Below are 25,749 nucleotides of genomic sequence, written 5' to 3' on the forward strand. Positions count from 1 at the left end.
TCCTTAAAGTCAGATGGTGGAAAATGAAGGTGTGGCAATGGCCGCGTCGACGTGATCGCTGAATAAACCGGCGAGTCGCCGTGCAGCGGGCTCGCGCACGATGGATTGATGGTCGTCGTCGAATACGCTTACGGTGATGCCGCCGCGCGTTAGCATGCGCAGTTGCTGCGCCGCGTGCGTTCCCGATACGGCGCTCTCGTTACGCGCTGCGAGCGCATAGTCGATACGCGCCCCGACCTGCTGCGGACGATGACGCGCCAGCGCTGCCGCGCTCGCTGCGTGCAACCGCGCGAGATGCGCGAACGTGTCGGCGTGCGCGCGGCGTCGCACCTGGGCGAGATGGAAGTCGTGGTCGAGCATCGCGTCGAAGCGCGCGTCCGCGAGCCAACGATCGACCAGCTGCGCGTCGTCCAACGTTTCGAATTCGCGCGCAAGCTCGCTCAAACGCGTCGCAAAAGCCCCTTCGAATAGCGGGCTGTCGACGATCAGCAGCGGCGGCGACGTCGCGCCTTGCGCTTCCCATTGCGCGGCCATCTCGTGCGCGACGATGCCGCCGAACGACCAGCCGCCGAGCAGATCGGGCAGCTTGCCGTACGTGGCGATTAATGCCGCGCGATAGCGTGCCGCGAGTTGCCCGATCGAGAGATACGCGGGCGTGCGATCCTGATCCGCATAGGGATGCCGAAACGCGACGATCGTCGCATCGCCTGGCCACGCGGCAGCGAGTTCCTCGTAGCAGAGCACGTCGCCGCCAACCGGATGCACGAGCGCGACGAGCGGGCCGCGGCCCTCGCGCAACGTCACGACGAGCGCACGATCGTCGCGTGTTTCAGGCGCTTTCGCCGCTTCGTGCGTCGCGACGGCGCTCGCCACCGTACTGGACGATGTGCCATACCACGCGGCGAGCGTGTCGATCGACGCGCCGCGCGCGAGCATCGACATCGGCGGCATCTTCCCGAAGCGCTGATGCAGACGCACGCGCAATTCCGTCAACGCCAGCGAATCGAGCCCCTGACTGACGAACGAGCGTTCATCGGCGAGGCTGACGCCCGCAGCGGCAACCGAGGCCGCGATCGTGCGCAGCGTCGCGAGCAGGTCGTCGGCGTTCGCGGACGCGGCGGCTTGTGCTAGCGCCGGCTCCATCCCCTGGCCCGCAACCGCATCGCCCGCGTGCTGCGCGATCCGTCGCGTGGCGGCGCTGCGCGCGACATCCGCGAACGGCAGTTCGAATCGCTCGCCGTCGAAGCAATAACTCGGCACGTCGGCAGGCCGCGGTGCGTTGCCGTAGAGCTTGCCCCATGCGATCGTCTGGCCCGCGCTGTAGAGATGCGCGCAGGCGTGCGCAAAGCCGGTGTTCTCGCCTTCATCGTCGGCTTCCGGGCCATCTGCTAGCGACGAGACTGCGCACTGCCAGTCACCACCGGACTGCGCGCGTGCAAGCCTTGCCAGCGCCGCGCCCGGACCGACTTCGAGAAAGAGCGTCTTGCCGTCGCACGCCGCGACCAGCGCCTCGTGAAAACGCACGGGCTGCTCGACGAGATCGAGCCAATGCTCGACCGTGGCGATCGACTCGCCCGCCAACGCGCCGGTGAGCGTGGACACGATGGGAATCGCGGCGGGCTTGAGCGTCAGCGCTTCGAGTGCCTGTTTGAAGGCTCCGCGCATCGAACGCAGCATCGGCGAATGACCCGGCGTGCCGTAGGTCTTGAGCAGCGAGACCCGTTTGCCCGCCGCCACCATCGTGTCCCGCACCTTCAGGACGGCCTCTTCTGCGCCGCTTACGACGGTCTGCTCCGGTCCATTGAACCCTGCCACGAACAGGTCCGTGCCGAATGCGCATTGCGCGCGCAATTCGTCGGCGCTCGCCGCGACCGCGAGCATGGCGCCCGCAGGCGTGGCGCTATCGAACAGACGGCCGCGCGCCTCGACGGCCTGGATGCCGTGTTCGAGCGACATGACACCGCCGATCACAGCCGCCACATGCTCGCCCAGCGAATGCCCAATCAGCAGATCGGGCTGCACGCCCAGCTCCATCCACGTCCGCGCGAGCGCGTAGCAAACACTGAAGTGCGCGAGCTGGCCCGGATGATGGCGCACCGAGTGCGCGTCGCGGCCGAAGATCGCGTCGAGCACGGCACGCGCCGTGTCCGCATCGAGGTGACGCAGGCACGCGTCCACATGCTTGCGGAAAAAGCCGTTGCCTTCGTAGAGCTCGCCGCCTACGCCCGGCTGCCACGCGCCCTGACCCGGCACGAGGAACGCGAGACGCGGCTTGCGGGTCTGCTCGCCCGCGTGCCATTGACCGGTGGGATTCGCCGCGAGAAAGGCGTCGAGCCCCGCGATGAAGTCCTCGTGCGTCGTACCAATCAACGCGACGCGATGATCGAAGTGATCGCGCCGCACGCTCGCCGTATGGCATGCATCGCGCAGCGCGGCAGTGGGATGCGCGAACCACGCGCGCCATGCCGACGCAAGACGCTGACGCGCACGCGGCGACCGCGCCGAAAGCGTCAGCACCCGCTCACGCGCGACGTTGGCAGCGGCGTTGGCAGCAACCTCACTCGCATTCGCAGACTCCGGCGCGGCGAGAATCATATGCACGTTAGTGCCCGTGATGCCGAATCCGCTCACGCCAACCAGCGCATGACCGTCGTCGAGCACCGCGCCTTCTTGCGCCACTTCGAGTCGCGAACCCTCCCAGTGAAAGCGCGGATTCGGCGTCGTAAAGTTCACCTGCGCGGGCACGCGGCGGTGACGCAATATCAGCATCGCCTTGATGAAACCGGCCATGCCCGCCGCGCCTTCGAGGTGACCTAGCTGCGATTTCACCGAGCCGACGAGAATCGGCTTGTCGCGCACGACATCACGCGCATAAACACTTCGGAGTGCGGATAATTCGATCGGATCGCCGAGCGCGGTGCCGGTGCCGTGCGCTTCCACGTAGGCGACCGCTTCAGCGCCCACGCCCGCGCGCGCCAGGGCGCGCCGGATCACCGCTTCCTGGGCCGCGCCGTTGGGCGCGGTCAGCCCATTGCTCGCGCCATCGCTGTTGAGCGCGGAACCGGCCAGCACCGCTTCGATGCGTTCGCCGTGCGCCACGGCATCGTCGAGGCGCTTCATCACGATCACGCCACCGCCTTCGCCGCGAATATAGCCATCGGCGCGCGCGTCGAACGGACGGCATTGCCCCGATGGCGACATCGCCTGAAGCCGCGCAACGCCGATGGTTTCCTCGGGTCCGAGAATCAGGTTCACGCCGCCCGCGATCGCCACATCGCAGTCGCCGGCCTGCAGACTTTGCGCGGCAAGATGAATCGCCACGAGCGACGACGAGCAGGTCGTATCGACAAAGATCGCCGGCCCGCTCAACCCGAGCACGTGCGCCACGCGGCCCGGCGCCATCGCGCGCAGATTGCCGAGCTTCGAATAGGTCGTGATGCCCGCCGGATCGCCCGACCAGACAGTGCGCCGACCATAATCGGCTTCGCCCGTCGTCATGAAAACGCCGACGCTCTTGCCGCGCAATTTGCCCGGCGCCAGGCCCGCATTTTCCAGTGCCGACCACGCGAGTTCGAGCATCCAGCGCTGCTGCGGATCCATCTCCACGGCTTCGGCCGCCGACGTGCGAAAGAACGTGTGGTCGAAGAAAAACGGATCGTCGACATAACCGGCGACACGCGAATACGTGGTACCCGGTTCGTCCGGGTCGCTCGAATAAAACGCGTCGATATCGAAGCGCTCGCGCGGCGTGTCGCGAATTGCGCTGCGCCCCGAATTGAGCAATGCCCAGTAGCTCGCCGCGCAAGTCGCGCCGCCCGGAAAACGGCACGCCATGCCGATGACGGCGACGCGCCCCGAGGCTGCGTTTGACTGATCCATTCGATTCTCGCTGCTAAAAGATTTCTGCATGTCTAGTGGCGGCGCGCCGCGTCGAGATCGTCGCTGCTGCTCGCCTGCACCAGCACGGCCATGTTGCCGGGCAGATGCTGATTGGCGCGAATCTTCGCGTGCGCTTCGGGCAGGCGGTTCCAGGCGAACACCTCCGAAAGACACGGGTCGATCTTGCCGCTCATGACGAGCCGGTTCGCCTGCGCGGCTTCCTTGAGGCTCGCGAAGTGGCTGCCCTGAATGCGCTTCTGGCGCATCCACACATAGCGCGCGTCACAGGTCAGGTCGTAGCCGCTCGTCGCGGCGCAGAACACGACCATGCCGCCGCGCTTGACCACATAGCAGGACGGCGCGAAGGTGTTGCGGCCCGGATGTTCGAACACCATGTCGACATCGCGCTTCTCGCCGAGCGCGTCCCAGATCGCCTTGCCGAATCGCTTCACGCTGTCGATATAGGCCGTGTAGGCCGCGGTTTCGTCGACCGGCGGCGGCGCGCCCCAGCATGAAAACTGCGAGCGATTGATGACGCCGACCGCGCCGAGGCTCTTGACGAATTCGGCCTTCGAATCGTCGGATACCACGGCGACGGGGCGCGCGCCCGCGAGCGCCGCGAGCTGGATTGCCATCGTTCCCAGACCGCCCGCCGCGCCCCATACGAGCACCGATTGACCCGGCGACAGCGCATGCGGCTTGTGGCCGAACAGCATGCGAAACGCAGTGGCGAGCGTGAGCGTGTAGCAGGCGCTCGCGGCCCACGTGAGATGCTTCGGACGCGGCATGAGCTGCGTGGCCTGCACGCGCGCGAATTGCGCGAACGAGCCATGCGTCGTCTCGTAGCCCCAGATGCGCTGCGAAGGCGACAGCATGGGATCGCCGCCGTTGCATTCCTCGTCTTCGCCATCGACCTGCGAGCAGTGCGCGACCACCTCGTCGCCCACCTTCCACTTGCGCACATTCGCGCCCACGGCCCACACGATGCCCGCCGCGTCGGAACCCGTGATGTGATACGGATCGTCGTGCAGATCAAGCACCGAGAACGGCTGGCCCAGCGCGGCCCACACACCGTTGTAATTGACGCCGGCCGCCATGACGAGAATCAGCACCTCGTTGGCGCCGATCGACGGCACCGGCACAACTTCCTTCGTGAACGCGCCTTGCGGTTCGCCGTGATTCTCGCGACGAATCGTCCACGCGTGCATGCGCTTCGGCACCACGCCGAGCGGCACCGGACGGCCGATTTCGAACAATTCCGGCTGGCCGACACCTGCATCGGCGACACAATCCAATACTTCGGTATCCATATCGATATCCATGAAAGATCTGCTTCGAAAGGCGTAGCGCCCGCGCTACGAAACGACTGACAAGCTCGACCGGGTCAGGCCGCGATCATGCCGCCGTCTACCGACAACGCGGTGCCGGTCATAAAGGAAGAAGCGCTGCTCGCGAGGAACAGCACGCCTTGCGCGATTTCCTCTTCCGTACCCAAACGCCCCACAGGATGGAAAGATTTGATCTGGTCGGTCATCTGCGTTTCGTCGAGGAATTTCTCGACCATGGCAGTCGCGACAAATGCCGGGCAGATCGCGTTGACGCGAATATTCTGTTTCGCATATTCGAGCGCCGCTGCTTTCGTCAAACCGATGATGCCCGCCTTCGAGGCGTGATAGGCGCAACCGCCAAACGCGGACGCCACCAGACCGTAGGTGGACGACATATTGACGATCGAGCCACCGCCCGATTTCAGCATCTCGGGAATTTCATATTTCATCGCGAGAAACATCCCTTTGAGATTGATGTCCACGACGAAATCCCAGCTTGATTCATCGGTCTGCGCAACAGGCTTGCCGAATTGCTCGACGCCAGCATTGTTGAAAGCAATATCGAGCTTGCCGAATGCCTTGACGGTCTGCTCCACTGCATTCGCGCAATCATCGGCTTTCGACACGTCGGTCTTCACGAAGATCGCTTCACCGCCTGCGCGCCGAATTTCCTCGACAACGGCCAGCCCTTCCTCATGGCGACGCGATGCAATCGCGATCTTCGCGCCCTCTCTGGCAAACAGCATTGCCGTGGTCCGGCCGATCCCCGAACTTCCACCTGTTACGAGGGCCACCTTCTGTTGAAGCTTCAGCACTGCGTTCTCCCGGTTACGTTGACGTGACAGAGCATCCATTCGGCATCGGCCGCAATGATCAGCAGCGCGATTCGAGGACGATTCTAGGCGGCAAAAAACGCAAGCCGATCGATTTTCACAAAAGTTCAGAATTGCAAAACATCCTCGCGAATATGATGCAGAACGTCATTGACCTCCACGCTCATTCGAATTGTATTTATATGCATGCACAACGAATATCCCGTCACGATCTGGGCATGTCGACGATCCTCGCGATCGGCGATGAAGGCTTTAACAGCCTGAGTGCCGCGCTGGATAAACTCGACCCTGATTTCAAAAAATTACTCGTCGAAGGGGCTTATGCGGATATCATCGCGCGCCCCAATCTCTCGCTCAACTATCGCGAACTGATTACGGTCGCGGTCCTGACTTCGATTGGCAATGCCGAATCCGCGCTCAAATATCATGCGGGCGGCATGTTGAATACTGGCTGGACTCCTGAAGCCGTGCTCGAAACCGCGATGCATACGCTCGCCTATTCCGGCGCGCCCGTGGCGATGGCGGGCGTGCGGCTCGTCGTGATGCTGCTGCATGAGCGTGGTCTCGCCGTTCGAAACGATGCGTATCGTCATCTGCGCGATGCATCGTCGATTGTTCGTCTGCTTCAGTCCGGTCACGCGCCATCGGAAGCCCTCACGCAAAAGGACCGTCAACTGGCGACGCTGGCCATTGTCATGGCGCGAGGGAATCAACACAGTGCGGTTCGGCAGCATTTGAAGGACTGCCTGCGCCTCGGCTGGACGCGCAGCGAATTGACCGAGGTATTGATTCAACTCACCGGCTATATCGGCTGGCCAGTCGTGTTGCCGTTGACGCGCATCGCGCTAGAGGTGTTCGAAAGCGTCGGCACGGACGCGCCGGAGGACGTCATCAACTCCGCGCAAAGCATCGCGGATATTTCTGCGGAAATCGAGCGGAGCATGGTGGAACTGGACGTCGGCAATGCGCCGTTTGAATCACCCGGACACGCAAAGACGCGGCACCTCACGGATATCGCCTGCCTGACCTGTCTTTCGCGCAACGCCGATGCGGAAACGCTCGCCGCTCACGTGCACGAAGCGCGCTCTCTTGGCGCGACGCGGCGCGAGATCGTCGGCGCGATCATGCAAGCGCTGCCCCATGCAGGCGCGCTCGCCGTGGGATCGGCATTGCGCGTTGCGGAGCCCCTGTTCGCGCTGCCTGGCGTGAACGACACCACGCAGCACGACAACGCAGCAGCGCTTCAATCGGCTTGAATTCGCTCGCACCGTTTTCCGTGCCTCACCGAAAATACTATGCAGTACCAACCACACAGGAACTGACCATGAATGATGCAGGCGGATTCGACCTCGAAGATCTGATGCCCGGCATGAGCGCGCGCTTCACGAAAACGCTGTCCGAGCGCGACGTCTTTCTGTTTGCGAGCGCGTCCGGCGATCGCAACCCCGTGCACCTCGACGAGGAGTATGCGAAGCAAACCCAATTCGGTGGGCGCATCGCGCACGGTATGCTCTCCGCCTCCGTGATTTCGGCGGCGATTGCCTCTCGCCTGCCCGGTCCCGGTTCGATCTATCTTTCGCAGGACCTGAAGTTCCGGCGGCCGGTCAAGCTCGGCGAAACGGTGTGTGCGACGGTATCGGTCAAGGAGATCCTCGTGGCGCGCCGCCGCGTCGTGCTGGAGACGCACTGCGAAGTGAACGGGTTTGTCGTCGTGGAAGGCACCGCCGTGGTGATGCCGTCTTGCGCCGCGGATCGCAGGAAGGAAATAGAAAAGGTTGAGAGCGCAGCGATATAGCATGGATCGCCGCCGGAATATCGCACGTAGATAACAGAATTGTCAGCGTAGCAACATCTCGATGACAGGTGCGTTCGTGTATGCTTTTACGCGACTTTCCATGGCACCCGCAAGCGCACGATATGCGGGTTCGCCGTCACGTTCGCCACGTTTCGCGCATAATGGCGGCGAAATTTGTTTGCCTTCGGATTCGCACCCATCCTTCGTTGCACCCACTTCGTATCAATGTCACGTAGCAAAAAAGCCCACTCCGCACCGCTCCCCTCTGCTTCTTCCCGCTTCATGCAGCGCCCGTTGGACGAAAAAACGGCCACCGAAATGGCGCTCGCGCATCACCTCACGTTCGCCGCTTGCCAGGGCTGGGCGGGCACAACACGGCTCGTCAGCGAGCTCGTGCGCATGGTCTATCTCACCTTCTATGTGCAGTGCGAAGGCTATGGCAATACCGACATCGCGCGGTTCGCCGATGCCGAAGCCGCGCTGGAGAATTGCATTCTGCGCGCGGGCGAGGATGACGTCTGCCGCATTTCTCCCGGCGAGCGCGCGCTGGTCGAGCCCATTCTGCGCCAAGCCGATACGCAATTGTTTCTCGCGCCACGGCTCGCGCTGATCGAAGCCTATAAGCAGCTGGACCGCTTTTTGCGGAACTCGAATGAGTCGCCGCTACCGCAGGCGGCGATCTAAGCCGCCATCGGCATGCTGGAGCATGCGTCACTCACAATCTGCACAAACAATCACGATGCTGATCGGCTTATCCCGCGAACCGAATATCTCGGACTGAGCGGCGGCCTTGATCGTATCGAAGAGATCCGGGTTCTTGAATCTCACGCGACACCCGCATTTCCTGCACGACACCACGTGCATCTTTTCGGCTTCGTACGGGCATTGAAGAAAGAATGTGGCGCGCGCGCCGGTATTGCCCGACACCCATTGTCTCGAGACGATACCGGCGCTCTCGAAATCGACGAGCGCCCGATAAATCGACGCTTTACTCAGGCCGATCTTCTTCCTGATCGCGAACTTGTAGATCTCGTCGGCTTTAACGCCGCGCTCGATTTCGAACATCGTGGTCAAGACACCGATCCGCGTGGGCGTAACACGAACGCCCATCTCGTTCATGTACTTGACGACAGAATCACGGTGAGCAAAGTACTTCGAACCAACAGGCTCAGTTTTTCCCATAGCGTCAATACCGGGAAAGCGGCATCCAGCACGGATGCCGTCCCCGGTTTCCTAAGCTCCGACCGATGGCCGGGAAATAGTCAAAGTGTGAAGACGTCAGCCTGAAATCCAGCGTTGCTGAGTCAAGCGATTGCCAACGCAGCGTGCGGCGGCAACGCACCGGCCAGATCACGCCACGAGGCCAATTCAGGCGCACCGGGTTTGCGCGCGCCAAACAACATCGCGATGTTTTCGCCCTGCGCGTCGAACAATTCCACCGACGTCACGATGCCGTCGACGGTCGGCTTGCGCACGAGCCACGCACTCGCGACCAGATCCGCACGCAAATGCAGATTGAAGCGCTCGTCGAGCACGTTGACCCAGTTGCCCATGGTGCGGATATTCGTCACCTCGCCGGTATGAATCTGGATCATGCCGGCGTTGCCCACGAACACCATGATGGGAATCTGCGCGCGGGCGGCCTCGACCAGCAACGCCTCGGTGACATCGTCGGCGAGTCGCGTCACATAACGCGGCTCGGCCAAGCGCAACGCCTGCGTGCGCGTCAGGCCGAACTTGCGCAGCAGCGGGAAGAACTCGTGCGTGTCCTTCATCACGTCCCACGCGGCATGGAATCCGGCGACGTCGATGTCCTTATCGGCGCGCGGCAGCGGCGCGGGTTGCGCGGGCTTCAAGGCGAGCACCGCCGATTGCTCGGCATCGGCCCATTCCGTCGCGATTGCGTCGAATGCCGCGTGATCGCTATGGGCACGCAGAAACACCTTGAATACCGCTTCGCCCTGCGCGTCGTAGAACTGGAAACTCTTCATTTCACCGTTGGGCGACGTCTCGCGAACCGCGAACGCAAAGGCCCAGCTACGGTGAAAAACGCGCAGATCGATATCCGCGCCGAGCACCAACCCGACATGACCTTCCGCGCTCACCGTTTCGAATACGCCGTCCTTCTCGTGGACGGCGGCTTCGTTGCGGGTCAGCGTCATCACCGCGCCCAGACGCGGCATCTGGGCGATCAAGCCCATGAAATCCGGCTTCAGGCGCACGACGTTGAGGCCAACGAATGCGGCCACCGCCTGCGCTTCGCTCACTTGCATCGCGGCAGCGGCGTCGCGCTGACGCAGCTTTTGCGCGGCCTTATGCGCGAGATACGAATCCCGCCATTGCGCACATGCCTGGGTGTCCGAAAAATCGATTTGAGTCATGGTAATCCTTTGTATGTGTGAGTGACGATCCTCAGAAGTCGATCTTCATGCCGACGTTGAAGTTTCGTCCGGGTGCGGTATAGGAATTGAGCGTCGCGTAGCTCGAACTTGCCGAGAGATCGCGAACATCGCTCCAACGCCAGTACTTGCGGTTAAACAGATTGTTGATACCGGCGGTCAGGCTCACGTGCTGCGTGATCTTGTAGCCCGCATGCAGGTCGACGATCGTGTACGACGGCGTCGAGAAATACTTGGTGCTCGACGTATTCACGTCGCTGGTATCGCGGCGCGAGTTGTAGGTCACGTCGGCGCCCACGAACCAGCGATCGTCCGCGCGATAAGTGATGCCCATTACGGCGGCGATAGGCGGAATCGACATGATGCCGCTGCTCGTGCCGTCGGTGTTCTGCTCGGTGCCATCGGTATAGGCGACGCCGCCCTTGACCTCGACCGAATCGCCCGCGAACCAGTCGAATTTCGCTTCGACGCCCTTGATCGTGGCCTTGCTGAAATTGATGTACTGGAACTTCTCGGGATCGCTCGCCGAGGTCAGGCTGCCGCCCACGACTTCCGAATCGATGAAGTTCTTGTAGCGGCCATAAAATGCCGACGTGCTATACGACACGCGATTCGTTCCGAATGCGAGTTTGCCGCGCATACCCGCTTCGAACGAGTTGCTGGTTTCCGGCTTCAGGTTCGGATTGCCGACCTGCTCGTAATAGGTGTGATACATCGAGGCCGCGACGCCGCCACCGTAATAGCTGTTGACCTGGTTGGCCGAGGGGGCACGGAAGCCCCGCGCGTATTGCACATACGGCACCATGGCCGGGCTGATTTCATACAGAAACGCCAGGCGCGGTGACAGCGCATTGCCGCTCGAATTCGAAAGCGGTTGGGTCGAAGCGCTCGCCGCCGACGTATAGGTGCTGTCGGCATCGGGCGTCATATGGTAGTAGTCGAAGCGCAAGCCCGGCACGAACGTCAGCTTGTTCCAGCTGATGCTGTCCTGCATGTATGCGCCCAGATTGAGCGTTTGCGTCTTCGGGAAAGTCTCAAGATAACCGGAGGTGGTATCGACCGTATTGCCGTTCGAATTGGTGTTGTATTGCGACACGCTCAGGTCGAAACCGTACACGAGCTTATGGGAAAACGGCCCCGTCTTGAACGAGCTTTCCGCCACCGTATTGCCGCCGACGATGCTCTCGCCATAGTGGTTGTAACGCGTGACGTCAGTCGTCGTTTCGCCGATCAGCAACGATTGGTCGGTCGCCGCATTACGATAGAAAACCGAACTCTTGACGTGTTGCACCCAACGATTCGTTTCGTCGTCGTGATCCCATTCGAGCTTGACGCGATTGCTCGTGACATTGTTGGTCGTGTTGTACGAAGTGGTATTGGCGGTGTAATTGCCAATTTCGTACAAGCTGTCGACTTCATTGCTGTTGTTGAGCGTTTCGGCGGTCAGCTTGAGCTTGTCGGTCGACGAGAGGCGGAACACCAGTTTCGCCAATGCCGAGCGGTTGTTGTAGGTCGCCGGATCCGCTTCGTCGCGGCTCGCGCCGGTGCCGCCCGTGCTGCCGTGATTGTCGAGTTCGTGGCCGTGTCGGCCCGAGAGCATCAGCAAACCCTGCACCGCGCCATTCGCAGTGCTAAACGCCGTGGTCGCAGTGCCACCCCAGCTGCGATCGCTCGAGTCATAGCCCGTGCGCACCGAAAAATACGTCTTCTTGCCGTAGATATTCAGCAGATCGGACGGGTCTTTCGTCACGAAGTTGACCGCGCCGGTCAGACCATCGCTGCCGTACAAAACCGATGCAGGCCCGCGCAAAACTTCGACGCGTTCGTACAGGTCCGTATTCAGATAGTCGCCGCGGCCCGCCGAACCGGAGCCAAAGGAGAAGGATTGCGGCAGAGGAATGCCGTCTTCGAGCAGCAGAACCTGATTGCCTTCGAGACCGCGAATATTGATCCCGTCGTTACCCGCCCGGCCCGTTGAGCTGCCGATGCCGCTTGGGCGATAAGCCTGGCGGTTGACAGCCACGCCGGGCTCGTATTTCAGCGCGTCCTTGATGTCCTTGGCGTTGTTCTCTTCCATGTCGTCGGACGTGATCACCGAGACCGTCGCCGCCGATTTGGTCGGATCGGTCGTGCCGATCCGGTTCGCCGTCACCGACAAGACATTCAATTGGCTTTCAACGCGTGCGTTCGCGCTTGTTGCCGCGCGCTTCGCCGACGATGAAGCTGCCGTTGAAACGCCCGAGGCAGCCGATGCTGCCGACGCGGCGTCAGCCGCCGACGTTGCCGTTTGAGCCCATGCGCCTTGCGCGCCCGCCAATTCCGCGAGCGCCATCGGAATCAGGATTGCCAGAATTCTTCGCTGAAACAACATCTTCCCCTATTGATACGCTTACGTTTGTGCTGCGCAAGCCGACAGAATCATTAAGGTTCGTGAATATACATGAGAAGCATTCTCATTTAAATTTTTCGAACATTACGGGATGTTTCGGGGATCAGGAGACGGCCAACGCCCGGCCGCCCTCACTGTGGCAGCCGAAAAGGCCCGCAAAACGGGGCTGGGAGTGGCCGGCAGGCGGCGTTTAGGAGCGAACAGTCGCTCCCGCCCATTGATGTGACACCATTTAATTCGAGTCGGACGGCGCTGACGCACCTGTCGAGCGGCGCGGGGGGAAATGACCGGAGGGAGATCGCCTGGCCTCGCCCGCTTCTATCGCGCGCAAACCCCGCCAGACGAAGTCGCGATCAAACCCGCGAGAGCCGATCAATTGACCAGGCGGAACCCGGCGGCGCAGTTCATCCAGTCGCCGCTTCATTCGCCGAACAATGACAGGACACCTTACGATGTCGCGCGAGCGACGCGCGAACTTCACTCACCCGCCGCCGATGACCCCCTATCGCAACTCCCCGCATCGGTAAATCCCTCGCTTGCACATGCAGACGTTCGCAACTATCGTAATTCGATGTGGGCTACGCCCCGCGCGATCGTCTTTTGCGCGTGGCTTCCAGTCACTTTCGTCTGAGGTTCACCATGCGAAGACGTGGCGTCCTGATATCGCTGGTTCTGCTCGTCGGTAGTCTGGCCGTCGCGAAAGCGAAGGTGATCTGGGGTGGCATGCCGTGGACCGGCGAGGCATCGCCGCCGCCTCAACCGGTCGTCGCCAATGGCTGGAAATTCTTCACCGCCGACGAAGCGGCCCTGACCGAAGCCCTCGCCGATCGCCTCATTCCCGCCGATGACCTGAGCATCGGCGGCAAGGAAGCCGGCTGCGCGGTGTTCATCGATGCGCAACTCGCCGGGCCTTACGGCAAAGGCACTTACCTCTATCTCGACGGCCCGCTCAAACAGGGCCTGCCGCAAGCCGGTCCGCAGTTCGATCGCGGCCCCGCCGCGCGATGGCGTGCGGGACTGGCCGCGTTCGATAGCGCGGTAAAAGCGCAGCCCGCCGGCAAACGTTTCGTCGATCTCGCGCCCGACGCGCAGGACGCCATGATCCGCGAATGGGAAGCTGGCACGTTGTCGATGCCCGGCGTCGACGCGAAACAGTTCTTCTCGCTGGTGCTCTGGAACGTGCGCGAAGGCTTTTTCTCCGATCCCATCTACGGCGGCAACAAGGACATGGCCGGCTGGAAGATGGTCGGTTTTCCCGGCGCGCAGTATGACTTCCGCGACTATCTCGACAAACCGGGCCAGCCGCTCGGCATTCAGCCCGTGAGCTTCATTCGCAAGCAAACCTGATTCGCGCGTCGTCGCGGCGCGAGTGAGGCCGCGCGATTGCGCGAACGAGAACAAGGAGCGCCCACATGGCACAAAAGCGGCCCAAGGCGGATGCCGTCATCGTCGGTCTCGGATGGGCCGGCTCGCTGATGGCGAATGAACTCACGCAAGCCGGTTTGAATGTGGTCGCGATCGAACGCGGCAACTGGCGCGACACGAGCACGGATTTCCCCACCACGATCGACACCGACGAATTGCGCTACGCGCGACGGCGCGAATTGCTGCAACCGCTCAGCGTGGAAACGATGACGTTCCGCAATCGCCCCGACCAGGAAGCGCTGCCCTTGCGCGACCTGAACACGTATCAGTTCGGCTGGGGCGTGGGCGGCGCGGGCACACACTGGAACGGCATGACGTGGCGCTTCCTGCCGACCGATTTCGTCACCTATACGAACACGGTCGAGAAATACGGCAAGAACCGTTTTGTCGACGGATTGCAGGTGCAGGATTGGGGCGTCACCTACGACGATCTCGAACCGTTCTACGACAAGTTCGAGCGCATCGCAGGCACCTCGGGCAAGGCCGGCAATCTTCAAGGCCAGAAAGTCGATGGCGGCAACGTGTTCGAAGGGCCGCGCAATCGCGACTATCCGCTGCCGCCGCTCGCGCGCACGCAGGCGGCCTTGCTGTTCGATAAGGCGGCGCGCGATCTCGGCTATCATCCGTTTCCGGTTCCCGCTGGAAATACTTCGGGGGCCTACACAAATACGCTCGGCGTGAAAATGGCGCCCTGTACGTATTGCGGCTATTGCGAGTTCTTCGGTTGCGGCAACTGGTCGAAAAGCAGCCCACAGGCCTGCGTCGTTCCCGCGCTGATGGCAAGAAAAAACTTCAGCGTGATTCCGAATGCCGAAGTCCTGCGCGTCAATCTCACGCCCGACAAGAAAATGGCGACGGGCGTCACCTTTATCGACAACGACGGGCAGCAATGGGAGCAGCCCGCCGATATCGTCGTGCTGTCGGCGTATCAGTTCGACAACGTGCGGCTCATGCTGCTGTCCGGCATCGGCAAGCCTTACGACCGCGATGCGGGCCAGGGCGTGGTCGGCCGCAATTATGCCTATCAGACGATTTCGGGCGCGGCGATCTGGCTGAAGGATCAAAATCTCAATCCGTTTATCGGCGCGGGCGCACTCGCGCAGGCCATCGACGATTTCAACGGCGATAACTTCGACCATTCGAATGTCGACTTTATCGGCGGCGGCGTAGCCTTGATTCATTCGACGAACGGAAGGCCCATCAGCCTGTCGTCGGGCGTACCGAAAGGCACGCCGACGTGGGGCTCGGCGTGGAAACTGGCCTATCGCAAGGCTTATCAGAATTACAACTCGATCTATGTGATGGGCAATAGCTACCCCCATCGCGACGTGTTTCTCGATCTCGATCCGACTTACCGCGACCGGCATGGTCAGCCGTTGCTGCGCGTGACCTTCGACTGGAACGAGAACGACAAGCGCTCGGCGAAATTCATGGCCGACAAATCGGAGGAGATCGCCCGCGCGATGAACGCGGAAACCATCGAGCGCTCCGAGCCCACCGCCCAGCCCTATACGCCGATGACGAATCTCTCGTCGCATACGACCGGCGGTGCGTGCATGGGCGCCGATCCGGCCACGAGCGCCGTCAATAAATACCTGCAAAGCTGGGACGTGCCGAATACGTTTGTCTGCGGCGCATCGGCGTTCGCGAACAATGGCGGCTATAACCCTACGGGCACGGTTGCCGCGCTCACCTTGCACGCGGCGCAGGCGATTCGCGATCACTATTTGAAAGCGCCTGGCGCGCTGGTGCAGGTGTAAGCCATGGCGCGTACTCCCGACACTCCCACGCCGCGTGATGGTACACGCGGGCGGCGCATCGTGATGCTACTGATCGCGCTCGTCGTACTCGCGTTGATCGTGCTCGGCGGCCTGCTCGCGTGGCGCAGCTCGCAGCGCCACGCGCAACCCGCCGACTCGGATCTGCTGCAACGCGTGCTCCATTACGGCGATGAAAACGGCAGTGCCGCCACCGATCCCGTCAAACGCGGCATGTACCTCGCGCGCGCGGGCGATTGCATCGCCTGCCATACCGCGCAAGGCGGCAAGCCTTTCGCGGGCGGCCTGGGATTGAACACGCCATTCGGCGTGATCGTGTCGAGCAATATCACGCCCGATCCGCAATACGGCATCGGCAACTGGACCGACGCACAGTTTCTCGCGGCGGTGAAAGAAGGCGTCGCGCCGCATCACAAGCTGCTCTATCCCGCGATGCCGTACAACCTCTACGCGCGCGTGAGCGACCGCGATCTGCTCGACATTCTCGCGTATCTGAAGACCGTGCCCGCCGTCGCCGAAGCGCCGCCCGCCAATCAATTGCCGTTTCCATTCAATATCCGGCTGATGATGTTCGGCTGGAATCTGCTGTTTTTCAATCCCACGCCGTTTCACCCGAATCCCTCGCAATCGGTCGAATGGAATCGCGGCGCCTATCTGGTCGACGGACTCGGCCATTGCACCGCGTGCCACAGCGGCAAGAACGCGCTCGGCGGCGATACCGACTATTTGCAGGGCTACGATCTGGAAGGCTGGCATGCGCCGGAAATCACGGGCAATCGCTATGTCGGCATCGGCACCTGGAGCGACGACGATTTCGTCGCTTATCTCAAGACCGGCGGCAATCGGTTCAGCGTCGCGGCGGGGTCGATGGGCGAAGCCGTTTCGAATTCCACCCAGTATTTGAGCGCCGCCGATCTGAAAGCGATCGGCCTTTACCTCAAGAGCCTGCCCGGATCGGGCCGCGCCGCGCCGCAAGCGATTGCCGAGAGCGATCCGGCGATGAAACTCGGTAGCGACCTGTACCGCACCAACTGTATCGCCTGTCACAAGAGCAATGGCGACGGCGTGGACGCGATGGTGCCTTCGCTCGCGAACAATCCCGGCGTGCGCGCGCCCGGCGCCAATAACGTGCTGCGCACGATACTGGTTGGCGGTCGCGGCGCGGCCACGTCGAGCAATCCGACCAGCGCGCAGATGCCGGCGTTCGCGTGGAAACTCTCGGATGCCGATGTCGCCGCCATCGCGACGTTCATCCGCAATAGCTGGGGCAACGCCGCGCCCGCCGTGGACGCCACGCAAGTGGGCTCGCTGCGCAAGAGCCTGAAGGCCCAGTCGTTCGCGGGCGCGCACGCGCCATGAGACCGCCGGCTTGATTGCGTGGCGCGAGAATCGAGGTGAACAGCCATGAGTTCGAGACCTGCGTGTGCGATCCAGTCAGCGCTTTGCGTGATGGCTTGCGCGGCTCAGCCGGCGTTCGCGCAAGGCAGCGTGACTGCTATACGGCAACGTCGACGAAGCGATGGTCTATGCGAATAACCAGAAAGGCAATTCGAATGTGTATATGCGCAACGGCAATCTGTACGCGTCGAAATTCGGTTTCAAGGGTAGCGAGCCATTAAGCACCGATCTAAAGGCGATATTCGATCTTCAACAGGGCTTCGATCCGGGAACGGGCGCGCAGCAATCGGCGGGGTTGGCCTTCAATCGTTATGCGTTTGTCGGGCTTCAGGATACGCGCGCCGGCACGCTGACACTGGGCCGCCAATACACGCCCTACTACCTGCTGGCTGGCACGCTCGGGCCGGTGACGTATCTCACGGGCGCCACCGGCGCGCATCCCGGCGACATCGACGGTTTCGACACGGATATCCGCGCCAACAGTTCCGTCACCTACACGTCGCCGACCATTTCAGGCTTTCGCGGCAGCGTGCAATACGGATTTGGCGGCGTGGCGGGCAGCATGAAAAGCGGCAGTATGTTCAGCGCAGCGATTCGATACGACGGCGGGCCGCTCTCGATTGGCGCGGGTTATCTGCGCATGAACAATACGGAATACAGCGGCGGTTTCGATCCGGCCGCGAGTGCGTCGTTTCCGCACTCGGAGTTGAACAACGGCTATCTTTCCGCGCGCAACGTGCAGCATGCCGCGGCGCTCGCGACCTACGCCATCGGCAATCTTCTGCTCGGCGTGAACTATTCGAATGTCGTGTATCGCCCGGGCGGCCATTCGCTTTTCACCGATACCGCCGTGTTCAATACCTATGGCGCGCTGGCGAGCTATCGGATCAGTACGCCGTTTGAAATTTCTGGCGGATATAGCTACACGCGCGCATCGACGGCGAATGGCATTCACGATGCGGCTCGTTATCAGCAGATTTCTTTACGCGAGTTGTATCACCTGTCGAAGCGCACGACGCTGTACACCTTGCAGGCGTATCAGCACGCTTCGGGTCAGACGCTCGGCGTTAAAGGCGCGGGCGATATCATCGACGCGCTGCCTATCGTGGGCGATTCGCAAAACACGACGCCGTCTTCAACGAGCAATCAGTTTGTCGCGATGTTTGGTATTGCGATTTCATTTTGAATACAGGGCGTGAAATTCGGCCGGCCGTTTCAGGCCGGCCGCATCCACCAGCCTGGATCACCGAAACGCCTCGGCCGCCGCCACCGTATCCAGCGCTTCGCGCAGCAGCGCGATCTTGCCGTTACGCGCCACAAGCCGCCCCGCGTACATTTGCCGATAGATTTTTCCCGTCGATGGCACGAGCGCTTCCACCTCGTATTCGGCAAACACCTGCTCCGGCGTTTCAATCAGCCAGCGCACGTTTTTAAACGCGAATTCCGGCACTTTCGCAATCAACGACGCGATAAAACCTTCAATCGCTTCCGGTCCCTGCGCGCGTCCGTCGATACCCAGCGACTTCAGATAGGGCAATTCCAGCACGCCATCGTCGGCAAACAATGCAGCGGCTGCACGCGGGTCGCGAATCGATTCGAGGTAAGCGGCAAGCAGTTCTTTAGCGTGGTTCATGATTGGCTCGATAAAAGTGGAATTCATGTGCTTTATTGCAGACGCGTCTTCAAAGCGGTCGCCATTTGCTGCATGGCGGCGCGCGTCGGCGCGTCGGCGGCGAGCACGTTGAGCAAGCCGAAGTCGTGGATCGTCCCCTTGTACTGCGTGGTCGTCACCTCGTTGCCTGCCTGATCGAGCCGATGTCCGTAGGCTTCGCCTTCGTCGCGCAGCACGTCGAATTGCGCCGTCTGAATCAGTGCGGGCGGCAAGTCCTTCAACTCGTCGAGCGTGGCGCGCAGCGGCGATGCGTAGCGTTCGTTGCGCTCGCCCGCGTCGGTCGTGTACGCGTTCCAGAACCACTTCATCATCGCGCGGCTCAGGAAGTAGCCGTTTTCGAAGGCCTCGTACGAAGCGTTGTCGAACGCGTGATCCGTCACCGGCCACATGAGCCCCTGGAAGCGGATGGCCGGGCCGTTGCGGTCCTTCGCCATCTGGCTCACGACCGCGGCCATATTGCCGCCCACGCTGTTGCCGACGACCGCCAGCCGCGCGCCATCGACGCCGATTTCCGCACCATGCGCGGCGACCCACTTCGTCGCGGCAAAGGCTTCGTTGATGGCGACCGGATAACGCGCTTCGGGCGAAGGCGTGTATTCGACGAACACCGCCGCCGCGCCGGACTGCACGACGAGATCGCGAACGAGACGCTCATGCGTCGGGTAATCGCCGAGAATCCAGCCGCCGCCGTGGAAGAACATGAAGACGGGCAGCACGCCGCGCGCGCCCTGCGGCTTGACGATGACGAGCGGCACGACGCGGCCATCCTGTTCGATCGTGCGGCGCGTGACGTCGATGCCGGAAACGTCGACTTCGACGCTGCGCTGCGCGCCTGCGAGGACTTCGCGCGCGTCGGCGGGCGTGAGCGTTTCGATCGCCGGGCCGGTGCCGCTGTTGAGCGCGTCGAGGAACGCGGCGGTGGCAGTATCGGGCGTGTTCGGCGTGGTTTGCGTGTTCATCGTGATGCTCCTTTCCGTTGGGTTGAGTGGCTGGCGACTTCATGTCGTGCAGCGATGGAAAGGAGAATACGGATCGGGAGATATTTGCGAAATAGAAGTGTTTGAAACCTATCGTTGCACAAATGCAATGATAGGCCGAGGCCTGATACGCGCATGGCCCAAATAAAACGCGAATAGCGGGCCTATATGCGGTTTTATTTGAATTGCATGCGTGAAGACTATGCGCCGGCAGTGATTATCGGCACGTTAAAGAGAATTCTTTAGGGTAATGAATCGATTTTTATTCGCGCCACGCGGCGATACGCCGATTGATCGGCGATATCCGAGTATTTCAGCATTAAGACAACAGCCTCTATTCGACGCTTAACGAGCGATTCTTCTTGTGTAGAATCACGCGACTCGTTGGTTTATTGATTATATTTCTGCGCAATGCCTCTCTCTTCGGCTGCACACAGCCAGAAAAAAGTCATTGTCGGCATTGATAATCTGAATTTGCGCGAGATATTCCGGTCTGGCTTATCGTCAGTTGGCCCTGGCCACTGCGATGAGCGCGCGAACCCAAAACATCGTATCCATCATCCCGATCGTCAGGAGAGCTTTTCGTGAATCGCTTGCGTTGTGCGTCTGTGTCCGCCGTTCTGCCCGCCGCCACCCGTGCCACCGCACGGGCCATCGTGCTGGCAATCGGCAGCGTCTTCTGCATCGCTGCCCATGCGGAGCTCGGCGGCCTGCCGACACTGCCCGCGACCAGCGCCCAGACGTCCAGCGCGCTTTCGCTGCAGGCAACGTCCAGCGCCTCGACCACCAGCACGTCCACGAGCACATCCACCACCTACACGGTGCGCGAATCGACGCTCGAAAACGGCGTCACGGAACGCGAATATCTGAACGTCGACGGCACCGTGTTCGCGCTGGCGTGGGACGGTCCTTACATGCCCGATCTGCGCAGCTTCATGGGCAGCACGATCTTCTCCGAATACGTGAGCGCGCTGCAGAATCAGACCCGCCTGCAGCGCAACGGCGGCGTGAATATCAGCACCGATGACTTCGTCGTGCAGGTGCAAGGCCATCAACGGCACTTCCATGGCCGGGCCTGGCTGCCCTCGCTGCTGCCGTCCGGCGTCAGTTCGACCGTGATTCAGTGATCGCCGCATCGTTGCCGCGCGGCATTCATGCGATGCCGCGCCATGCGTGTGTCTTCTTTCGCTCTCGTTTTTTTCGCCCTATTCCAGTCATGACGACCCTGTTTTCTCTCGCGGTGCTCGCCGGCGGTGTCGCGCGCCTCACGAATCTCTTTCCTGCCGACGGCGCTTCGCTTCAACGCGTGTTCCGGTTTGCGCCGCGCCGTGCGGCAGCCGGCCTGACCGCGTGCGGCCTGATGCTTGCTCTGGCGGCATGTGGCGGCGGCGGTTCGTCGAGCGACGATAGCTCGACCACGACATCGACGACCACGAGTTCGACGCAATCGCCGGTTACCGTCAGCGCCTCCAACACCATGACCGTCACCGTGGAGCAGAGCCTCAGCACCTATCCGAACCTGCCCTTCGTCTCGGTGACCGTTTGCGCGCCCGGGAGCACGACCCTTTGCAACACCATCGATCATGTGTTGCTCGATACCGGCTCCACGGGTCTGCGCGTGCTGTCGTCGGCGCTGAGCAGCACGACGCTGGCCGGTATGCCGCGCGAGCAATTGGCATCGTCGGGCAATTACATCGACGCCTGCGGCCAGTTCGTCAGCGGCTATACCTGGGGCGCCGTGCGCACCGGCGACGTGCAGTTGGGAAGTCAGACCGCGTCGAGCGTGCCGCTCGAGGTGATCGGCGACTCGGCAGCGGGCACGGCGCCGACGGCGTGCTCCAACCGCGGCTCGGACATGGGCACCGTCAGCCAATTGGGCGCGAACGGCATTCTGGGCCTGCAGGGGCAGATACGCGATTGCGGGACAAACTGTGTGACCAGCACGGCGTCGAAGTACTATTTCGCCTGTGCGAGCGGCGCGAGTTGTTCGACGGCGAGCACGGTGCCGCTGAGCCAGCAGGTGACGAATCCGGTCAGCATGCTGGGCAGCGGCTACAACAACGGCATCGTGCTCTCGATGCCGACCGTGTCGGACAGCGGCCAGGCGACGGCCTCGGGCACGCTTTATCTCGGCGTCGGCACGCAGACGAACAATACGATTGCTTCACTCAGCCAGATTCCGCTCGACGCGAACTTCGAGTTCCAGGCGACGTATGGCGGCACCGCCAACCAGTACAGCTTCATCGACTCGGGCACGAACTTCCTGTACTTCCAGGACAGCTCGATCACCCAATGCACTGGCTCGACGTATAGCGGCTATTACTGTCCCTCGTCGGTTCAGACGGAATCGGTGACGTTCGCGCCGAACAGCAGCGCGAGCAGTTCCAGCGGCTCCTATACCGGTACGTTCAAGGTCGGCAATGTGAGCTCACTGCTCAGCAGCAGCGTGTTTGCGTTCAACGACATCGCGGTGTACGGCCTGGTCGAAGGCGGCCTCGATTTCGGCATGCCGTTCTTCTATGGCCGCTACGTGGTGATCAAGAACGAAAGCTCGTCCGGTGCTGGCGACGCTTACGCGGCGTTTGCTTCGAACGGCGCGTAACGATGTGCGTCGGGTGACTTTTAAGCTGCACATTGCAGCGAAGCTGCCAATCGATACGCCCTTACATTGACTATCGTTTCAGCGCTTGATGCAACGAGCGCTTTTTCAAACGCCCTCCCGGTCCGCCGGGAGGGCGTTTCGTTTTGGCTCCTGCAATCACGGCAATCAACGCGACGCGTCGCGCGCCACTGTATCGAGCGGCTCCGTGATTGTCAGCAAAATAAGGAACGTCAGTGCGGAAATCGCCGACATGAAGACGAACACAGAGTCCCATCCAAAGTGATCGAGCAGCAAGCCCGCGATGAATGGCGTCGCCGCGCCGCCGAGCTGTCCGCCCATATTGACGATCGCATTCGCCAGCGGGAATTTCGCCTTGGCGACAAACGACGTCGGATAGACCATGTATGCGGAGAATCCGATGCTCAGCGCCACGCCCGCCATAAAGATCAGGAATCCGTACAATATCGGCGAAGCAGGCGATTGAATCAGCACGACCATCATCAGCGCGGTCGCCACGGCGGAGAACATCATGCCGGGCTTGCGGCGCTTGCCGAGCGCGCGATCCGAAAGCCAACCGCCGAGAATATTGCCGACTACCGCGCCCACCCAGGGCGCCGCCGCCACCAGTCCCGTCCCTGCCACGCTGAACTTTTTCACGTTGAGCAGGTAAGTCGGAATCCACGCGAGCATCACGCTCGAAATGCCGAGCTGGCAGCAATAGCCGAGTGCGCAGCCATAGATGTTCCAGGAGCTGACCACCGCGCGCGTCGTTTCGAGCGGCTTCTCTTTGCGCACGCGCGTCAGCCGGTCGAGCCACGGCATCGCTTTCGTGCGTTCGATGCGCATGGCGGCGCCCGCCTGCGGACTCGCCTTGTCGATGAGTTCGAGCTCCGCCTCGTTCACGCCACGGCTGTCGGCCGGTTTGTCGGCCACCATCAGATACCAGACGATCGAAAACAGCACGCCCGGCACCGCGAACACGAGGAAAATCGCCTGCCAGCCCCACACCGAAATAATCGCCACACCGAGAATCGGCGTGATGACCGGGCCGAATTTCACGGACGACAGGAACAGCCCCGAAGCGGTGCCCTTCTCCTTCGCGGGAAACCAGCTATTGATCGTGGCCGCAATGCCGAGCGGCAGCGGACCTTCGGCGAAACCCAGCGCGAGGCGGCAGAGCTTGAGCGAAAAGAGCGACCCCGCCACGCCGGTCAGCGCCGTGGCGATGGAGGTCAGGATCATCGAAATGGGCAGCGCGCGGCGCACGCCGAAGCGCGAAATGATCAGCGCCGACGGCAATTGCGCGAGCGCATACGCAATCAGGAACACGCTGACGAGCGCACCGGCTTCGGTGTTCGTCATCGCGAACTCTTTGCGCAGGAATGGCAGCGCGATGCCGAGATTCGCGCGATCGGCGGCGGCCACCGTATAAATCAGGAAAAAGAGGGTCGCGACAACCCAACGATAGCGCGTGGGACGCGCCGAAGCCGCAAGGGCGTTCGACGCCTGCAACGCAGTGTCTTTTCTCATGTGTCTCGCTCCATTTTTTCTATTCTGCGTGACCCTGTCGGGTCCGGGTGATGCGGTTCTTGCTACGTCAAATCGAAACGGCGCAGCGTCGCTTCGAGCCCGAGCAGTTCGACTGTCGTCGCGCCCTCGCGGATCTTCGCGCGGAACGCCTGCTCTTTTTCCTCTCGCGCGCGGCTCACCTGCACGACGCGCTCGACATCGTGCTGCGGCACCACCACCACGCCGTCGATATCGCCGACAACGATGTCGCCCGGTTGAATCCGCACATCGCCGATCGTGACGGGCACATTGAGCTTGCCCGGCTGATTCTTGCCCGTGCCCTTGATGCAAAGGCCGCGCGCAAAGACCGGAAAGCCCTGTTCGATGATCGTGCGTGCATCGCGCACCGCGCCGTGAATCACGAGCCCGGCCAAGCCCTTCTGCAGCGCGAGTTCGGTGAACACGTCGCCCCACGGGCCGGCTTCGAGAAAGCCCTTCGCATCGACGACGAGCACGTCGCCCGGTTTCACCTTCAGCATGGCGTAGTGCAGCATCAGGTTGTCGCCGGGACGCGTGTCCACGGTGACGGCCGGACCGGCCACGCACATCGACGGATGAATGGGTTTGATGCCGCTGTCGAGCGCTCCATGGGCGCCCTGGGCTTCGTAAACGGTCGCGCTGCCCAGTGCGCGCAGCGCCGCGATGAGGTCGCCAGGTGTCTCGTAACTGCTCATGTTTGTCTTTTGAAATTTGATCGTGCCGCTAGTTTTAGATAAAGTTTCAGCAACATCAAACATCGTTTTCTGAGCCTAAGTTCAATAAAAATGAATCTTCGTCAGGTTCGCTACTTTTGTGCGGTGGTCGAAGCGGGCAGCGCGTCGGCCGCCGCCGACGCGTTGTATGTTGCGCCGACCGCCATCAGCATGCAGTTGTCCCAACTCGAAGCGCACCTGGGCGGCGAGTTGTTCGACCGCTCGCGCAGGCCGATGGAACTCACGTCGCTCGGCAAATACTTCTATCCGCGCGCGAAAGAACTGCTGTCGCATTTCGGACGGCTCGACGACGAGGCGCGCGGCATCGCATCGGGCCAGCGCGGCTGGCTCGGCATCGGCTTCGTGCGTTCGGTCGCGTATTCGATCCTGCCCGCCGCGGTGCGTCGGTTCCGCGAAACGTGTCCCGATGTACATCTCGACCTCGTTGAAGCGCTCTCCGAATATCAGCCCGAGCGCTTGCGGCAGGGCCGGATCGATCTCGGCATTTCGCGCTTTATCGGCCCGCTCGATCCTCACACCGATCTCGACTACACGGTCATGCTCAACGAGCCCTTCGTCGCCGTCGTGCCGGTCGGCGATCCGCTCGCCAAACAGCGCTCGGTCACGGCGGCCGAGCTCTCGCGCCTGCCGTTCATCCACTATCCGAAAGACTCGCGCAGCCCGTTCGGCCAGCAACTGCTCACCGCGCTCAAGGCGGCCGGCGGCGAGCCGCGCGTCGCCCATGAGGCGATCGAGATCCACACGGCGCTCGCGCTGGTGGGTGCGGGGCTAGGCGCCACGCTGGTCGGCCGCTCGACCGCGAAGAACAATCGGCGCGACGTGCGCTTCATTCCCGTCAAGGATCTCGATCTGCATACGAAGCTCGTGATGATCACGCGCGCGAGCGACGATAACCGGCTGATCGCCACGTTCCGCGAAGCGATGGCGTCCACGCGCATGGGCTAAGCGGGCGCTCGTCCGCTTACGCCGCGCGCGCCATGTCTTCATGCAGC

Annotated in this window: 19 protein-coding genes and 1 pseudogene; 10 read left to right on the forward strand and 10 right to left on the reverse strand. The window is 62.0% G+C overall.

Translation table 11 applies throughout. From position 1 onward, the window contains the following. Nucleotides 1–9 precede the first annotated feature (9 nt). The 3 genes from LDO54_RS36130 to LDO54_RS36140 form a co-directional block, all read right to left on the reverse strand. Nucleotides 10–3,879: a type I polyketide synthase gene (locus tag LDO54_RS36130; protein ID WP_224017471.1), complete on the reverse strand. Its 3,870-nt coding sequence runs from the start codon at nucleotides 3,877–3,879 to the stop codon at nucleotides 10–12. Nucleotides 3,880–3,911: 32 nt separating this feature from the next. Next, nucleotides 3,912–5,201 carry a crotonyl-CoA carboxylase/reductase gene (gene ccrA / locus LDO54_RS36135; RefSeq protein ID WP_224017473.1) on the reverse strand — a complete coding sequence of 430 codons (1,290 nt, stop codon included), beginning with the start codon at nucleotides 5,199–5,201 and terminating at the stop codon, nucleotides 3,912–3,914. 62 nt (nucleotides 5,202–5,263) lie between these two features. Continuing rightward, the gene (locus tag LDO54_RS36140) at nucleotides 5,264–6,022 is read right to left on the reverse strand and encodes an SDR family NAD(P)-dependent oxidoreductase (protein ID WP_224017475.1); all 759 of its coding nucleotides are present in this window, start codon (nucleotides 6,020–6,022) and stop codon (nucleotides 5,264–5,266) included. Between the two features lie 23 nt (nucleotides 6,023–6,045). On the opposite strand from LDO54_RS36140, the gene LDO54_RS36145 reads away from it, so the two are divergent. The 3 genes from LDO54_RS36145 (at nucleotide 6,046) to LDO54_RS36155 (ending at nucleotide 8,519) form a co-directional block, all read left to right on the forward strand. Further along, entirely contained in the window at nucleotides 6,046–7,296 is a 1,251-nt protein-coding gene (locus LDO54_RS36145) for a carboxymuconolactone decarboxylase family protein (protein WP_224017477.1), read from the forward strand. A gap of 68 nt (nucleotides 7,297–7,364) precedes the next feature. After that, nucleotides 7,365–7,835, forward strand: a complete 471-nt coding sequence (locus tag LDO54_RS36150) for a MaoC family dehydratase (protein WP_224017835.1) — start codon at nucleotides 7,365–7,367, stop codon at nucleotides 7,833–7,835. A gap of 174 nt (nucleotides 7,836–8,009) precedes the next feature. After that, on the forward strand, nucleotides 8,010–8,519 hold the full coding sequence (locus tag LDO54_RS36155) for a hypothetical protein (protein WP_224017479.1): 510 nt from the start codon (nucleotides 8,010–8,012) through the stop codon (nucleotides 8,517–8,519). A 27-nt stretch (nucleotides 8,520–8,546) separates the two neighbouring features. Here LDO54_RS36155 and LDO54_RS36160 read toward each other — a convergent pair whose 3' ends face one another. The 3 genes from LDO54_RS36160 to LDO54_RS36170 all read right to left on the reverse strand — a co-directional run bounded on the left by LDO54_RS36160 (nucleotide 8,547) and on the right by LDO54_RS36170 (nucleotide 12,605). Continuing rightward, nucleotides 8,547–9,017, reverse strand: coding sequence for a Fur family transcriptional regulator (locus tag LDO54_RS36160; protein WP_356792662.1), 471 nt, complete (start codon nucleotides 9,015–9,017; stop codon nucleotides 8,547–8,549). A 122-nt stretch (nucleotides 9,018–9,139) separates the two neighbouring features. Beyond that, nucleotides 9,140–10,216, reverse strand: coding sequence for a hemin-degrading factor (locus LDO54_RS36165; protein ID WP_224017483.1), 1,077 nt, complete (start codon nucleotides 10,214–10,216; stop codon nucleotides 9,140–9,142). A gap of 31 nt (nucleotides 10,217–10,247) precedes the next feature. Continuing rightward, entirely contained in the window at nucleotides 10,248–12,605 is a 2,358-nt protein-coding gene (locus tag LDO54_RS36170; protein ID WP_224017485.1) for a TonB-dependent hemoglobin/transferrin/lactoferrin family receptor, read from the reverse strand. 657 nt (nucleotides 12,606–13,262) lie between these two features. Between LDO54_RS36170 and LDO54_RS36175 the strand changes: the two genes are divergently transcribed. From LDO54_RS36175 to LDO54_RS36190, 4 genes and pseudogenes are all read left to right on the forward strand, one after another. Next, nucleotides 13,263–13,970, forward strand: coding sequence for a gluconate 2-dehydrogenase subunit 3 family protein (locus tag LDO54_RS36175; protein WP_224017487.1), 708 nt, complete (start codon nucleotides 13,263–13,265; stop codon nucleotides 13,968–13,970). A gap of 65 nt (nucleotides 13,971–14,035) precedes the next feature. After that, nucleotides 14,036–15,808, forward strand: coding sequence for a GMC family oxidoreductase (locus LDO54_RS36180; RefSeq protein ID WP_224017489.1), 1,773 nt, complete (start codon nucleotides 14,036–14,038; stop codon nucleotides 15,806–15,808). Nucleotides 15,809–15,811: 3 nt separating this feature from the next. Then, complete coding sequence (locus LDO54_RS36185) at nucleotides 15,812–17,185, forward strand: c-type cytochrome (RefSeq protein WP_224017491.1); 1,374 nt, start codon at nucleotides 15,812–15,814, stop codon at nucleotides 17,183–17,185. A gap of 45 nt (nucleotides 17,186–17,230) precedes the next feature. Beyond that, nucleotides 17,231–18,410, forward strand: a pseudogene (locus LDO54_RS36190) (porin). A gap of 57 nt (nucleotides 18,411–18,467) precedes the next feature. On the opposite strand, the gene LDO54_RS36195 reads toward LDO54_RS36190, so the two are convergent. Both LDO54_RS36195 and LDO54_RS36200 read right to left on the reverse strand, forming a co-directional pair. Continuing rightward, nucleotides 18,468–18,884, reverse strand: coding sequence for a nuclear transport factor 2 family protein (locus tag LDO54_RS36195; RefSeq protein ID WP_224017493.1), 417 nt, complete (start codon nucleotides 18,882–18,884; stop codon nucleotides 18,468–18,470). Nucleotides 18,885–18,889: 5 nt separating this feature from the next. Then, nucleotides 18,890–19,855, reverse strand: coding sequence for an alpha/beta hydrolase (locus LDO54_RS36200; RefSeq protein ID WP_224017495.1), 966 nt, complete (start codon nucleotides 19,853–19,855; stop codon nucleotides 18,890–18,892). 602 nt (nucleotides 19,856–20,457) lie between these two features. On the opposite strand from LDO54_RS36200, the gene LDO54_RS36205 reads away from it, so the two are divergent. Both LDO54_RS36205 and LDO54_RS36210 read left to right on the forward strand, forming a co-directional pair. Continuing rightward, a complete protein-coding gene (locus tag LDO54_RS36205) occupies nucleotides 20,458–21,000 on the forward strand; it encodes a DUF2844 domain-containing protein (protein WP_224017497.1) in 543 nt (180 codons plus the stop codon). Nucleotides 21,001–21,089: 89 nt separating this feature from the next. Next, a complete protein-coding gene (locus tag LDO54_RS36210; protein ID WP_224017499.1) occupies nucleotides 21,090–22,475 on the forward strand; it encodes a DUF3443 family protein in 1,386 nt (461 codons plus the stop codon). Nucleotides 22,476–22,640: 165 nt separating this feature from the next. Here LDO54_RS36210 and LDO54_RS36215 read toward each other — a convergent pair whose 3' ends face one another. Further along, nucleotides 22,641–24,005, reverse strand: a complete 1,365-nt coding sequence (locus LDO54_RS36215; RefSeq protein WP_224017501.1) for an MFS transporter — start codon at nucleotides 24,003–24,005, stop codon at nucleotides 22,641–22,643. A gap of 62 nt (nucleotides 24,006–24,067) precedes the next feature. Then, a complete protein-coding gene (locus LDO54_RS36220) occupies nucleotides 24,068–24,718 on the reverse strand; it encodes a 4-carboxy-4-hydroxy-2-oxoadipate aldolase/oxaloacetate decarboxylase (protein WP_224017503.1) in 651 nt (216 codons plus the stop codon). A 90-nt stretch (nucleotides 24,719–24,808) separates the two neighbouring features. On the opposite strand from LDO54_RS36220, the gene LDO54_RS36225 reads away from it, so the two are divergent. Continuing rightward, nucleotides 24,809–25,702 (forward strand): LysR family transcriptional regulator, encoded by an 894-nt coding sequence (locus tag LDO54_RS36225; protein ID WP_224017505.1) that lies wholly within the window; start codon nucleotides 24,809–24,811, stop codon nucleotides 25,700–25,702. The last annotated feature ends 47 nt before the right edge of the window (nucleotides 25,703–25,749 follow it).

Source organism: Paraburkholderia tropica, assembly GCF_914484835.1.
Classification (GTDB): Bacteria; Pseudomonadota; Gammaproteobacteria; order Burkholderiales; family Burkholderiaceae; genus Paraburkholderia; species Paraburkholderia tropica_A.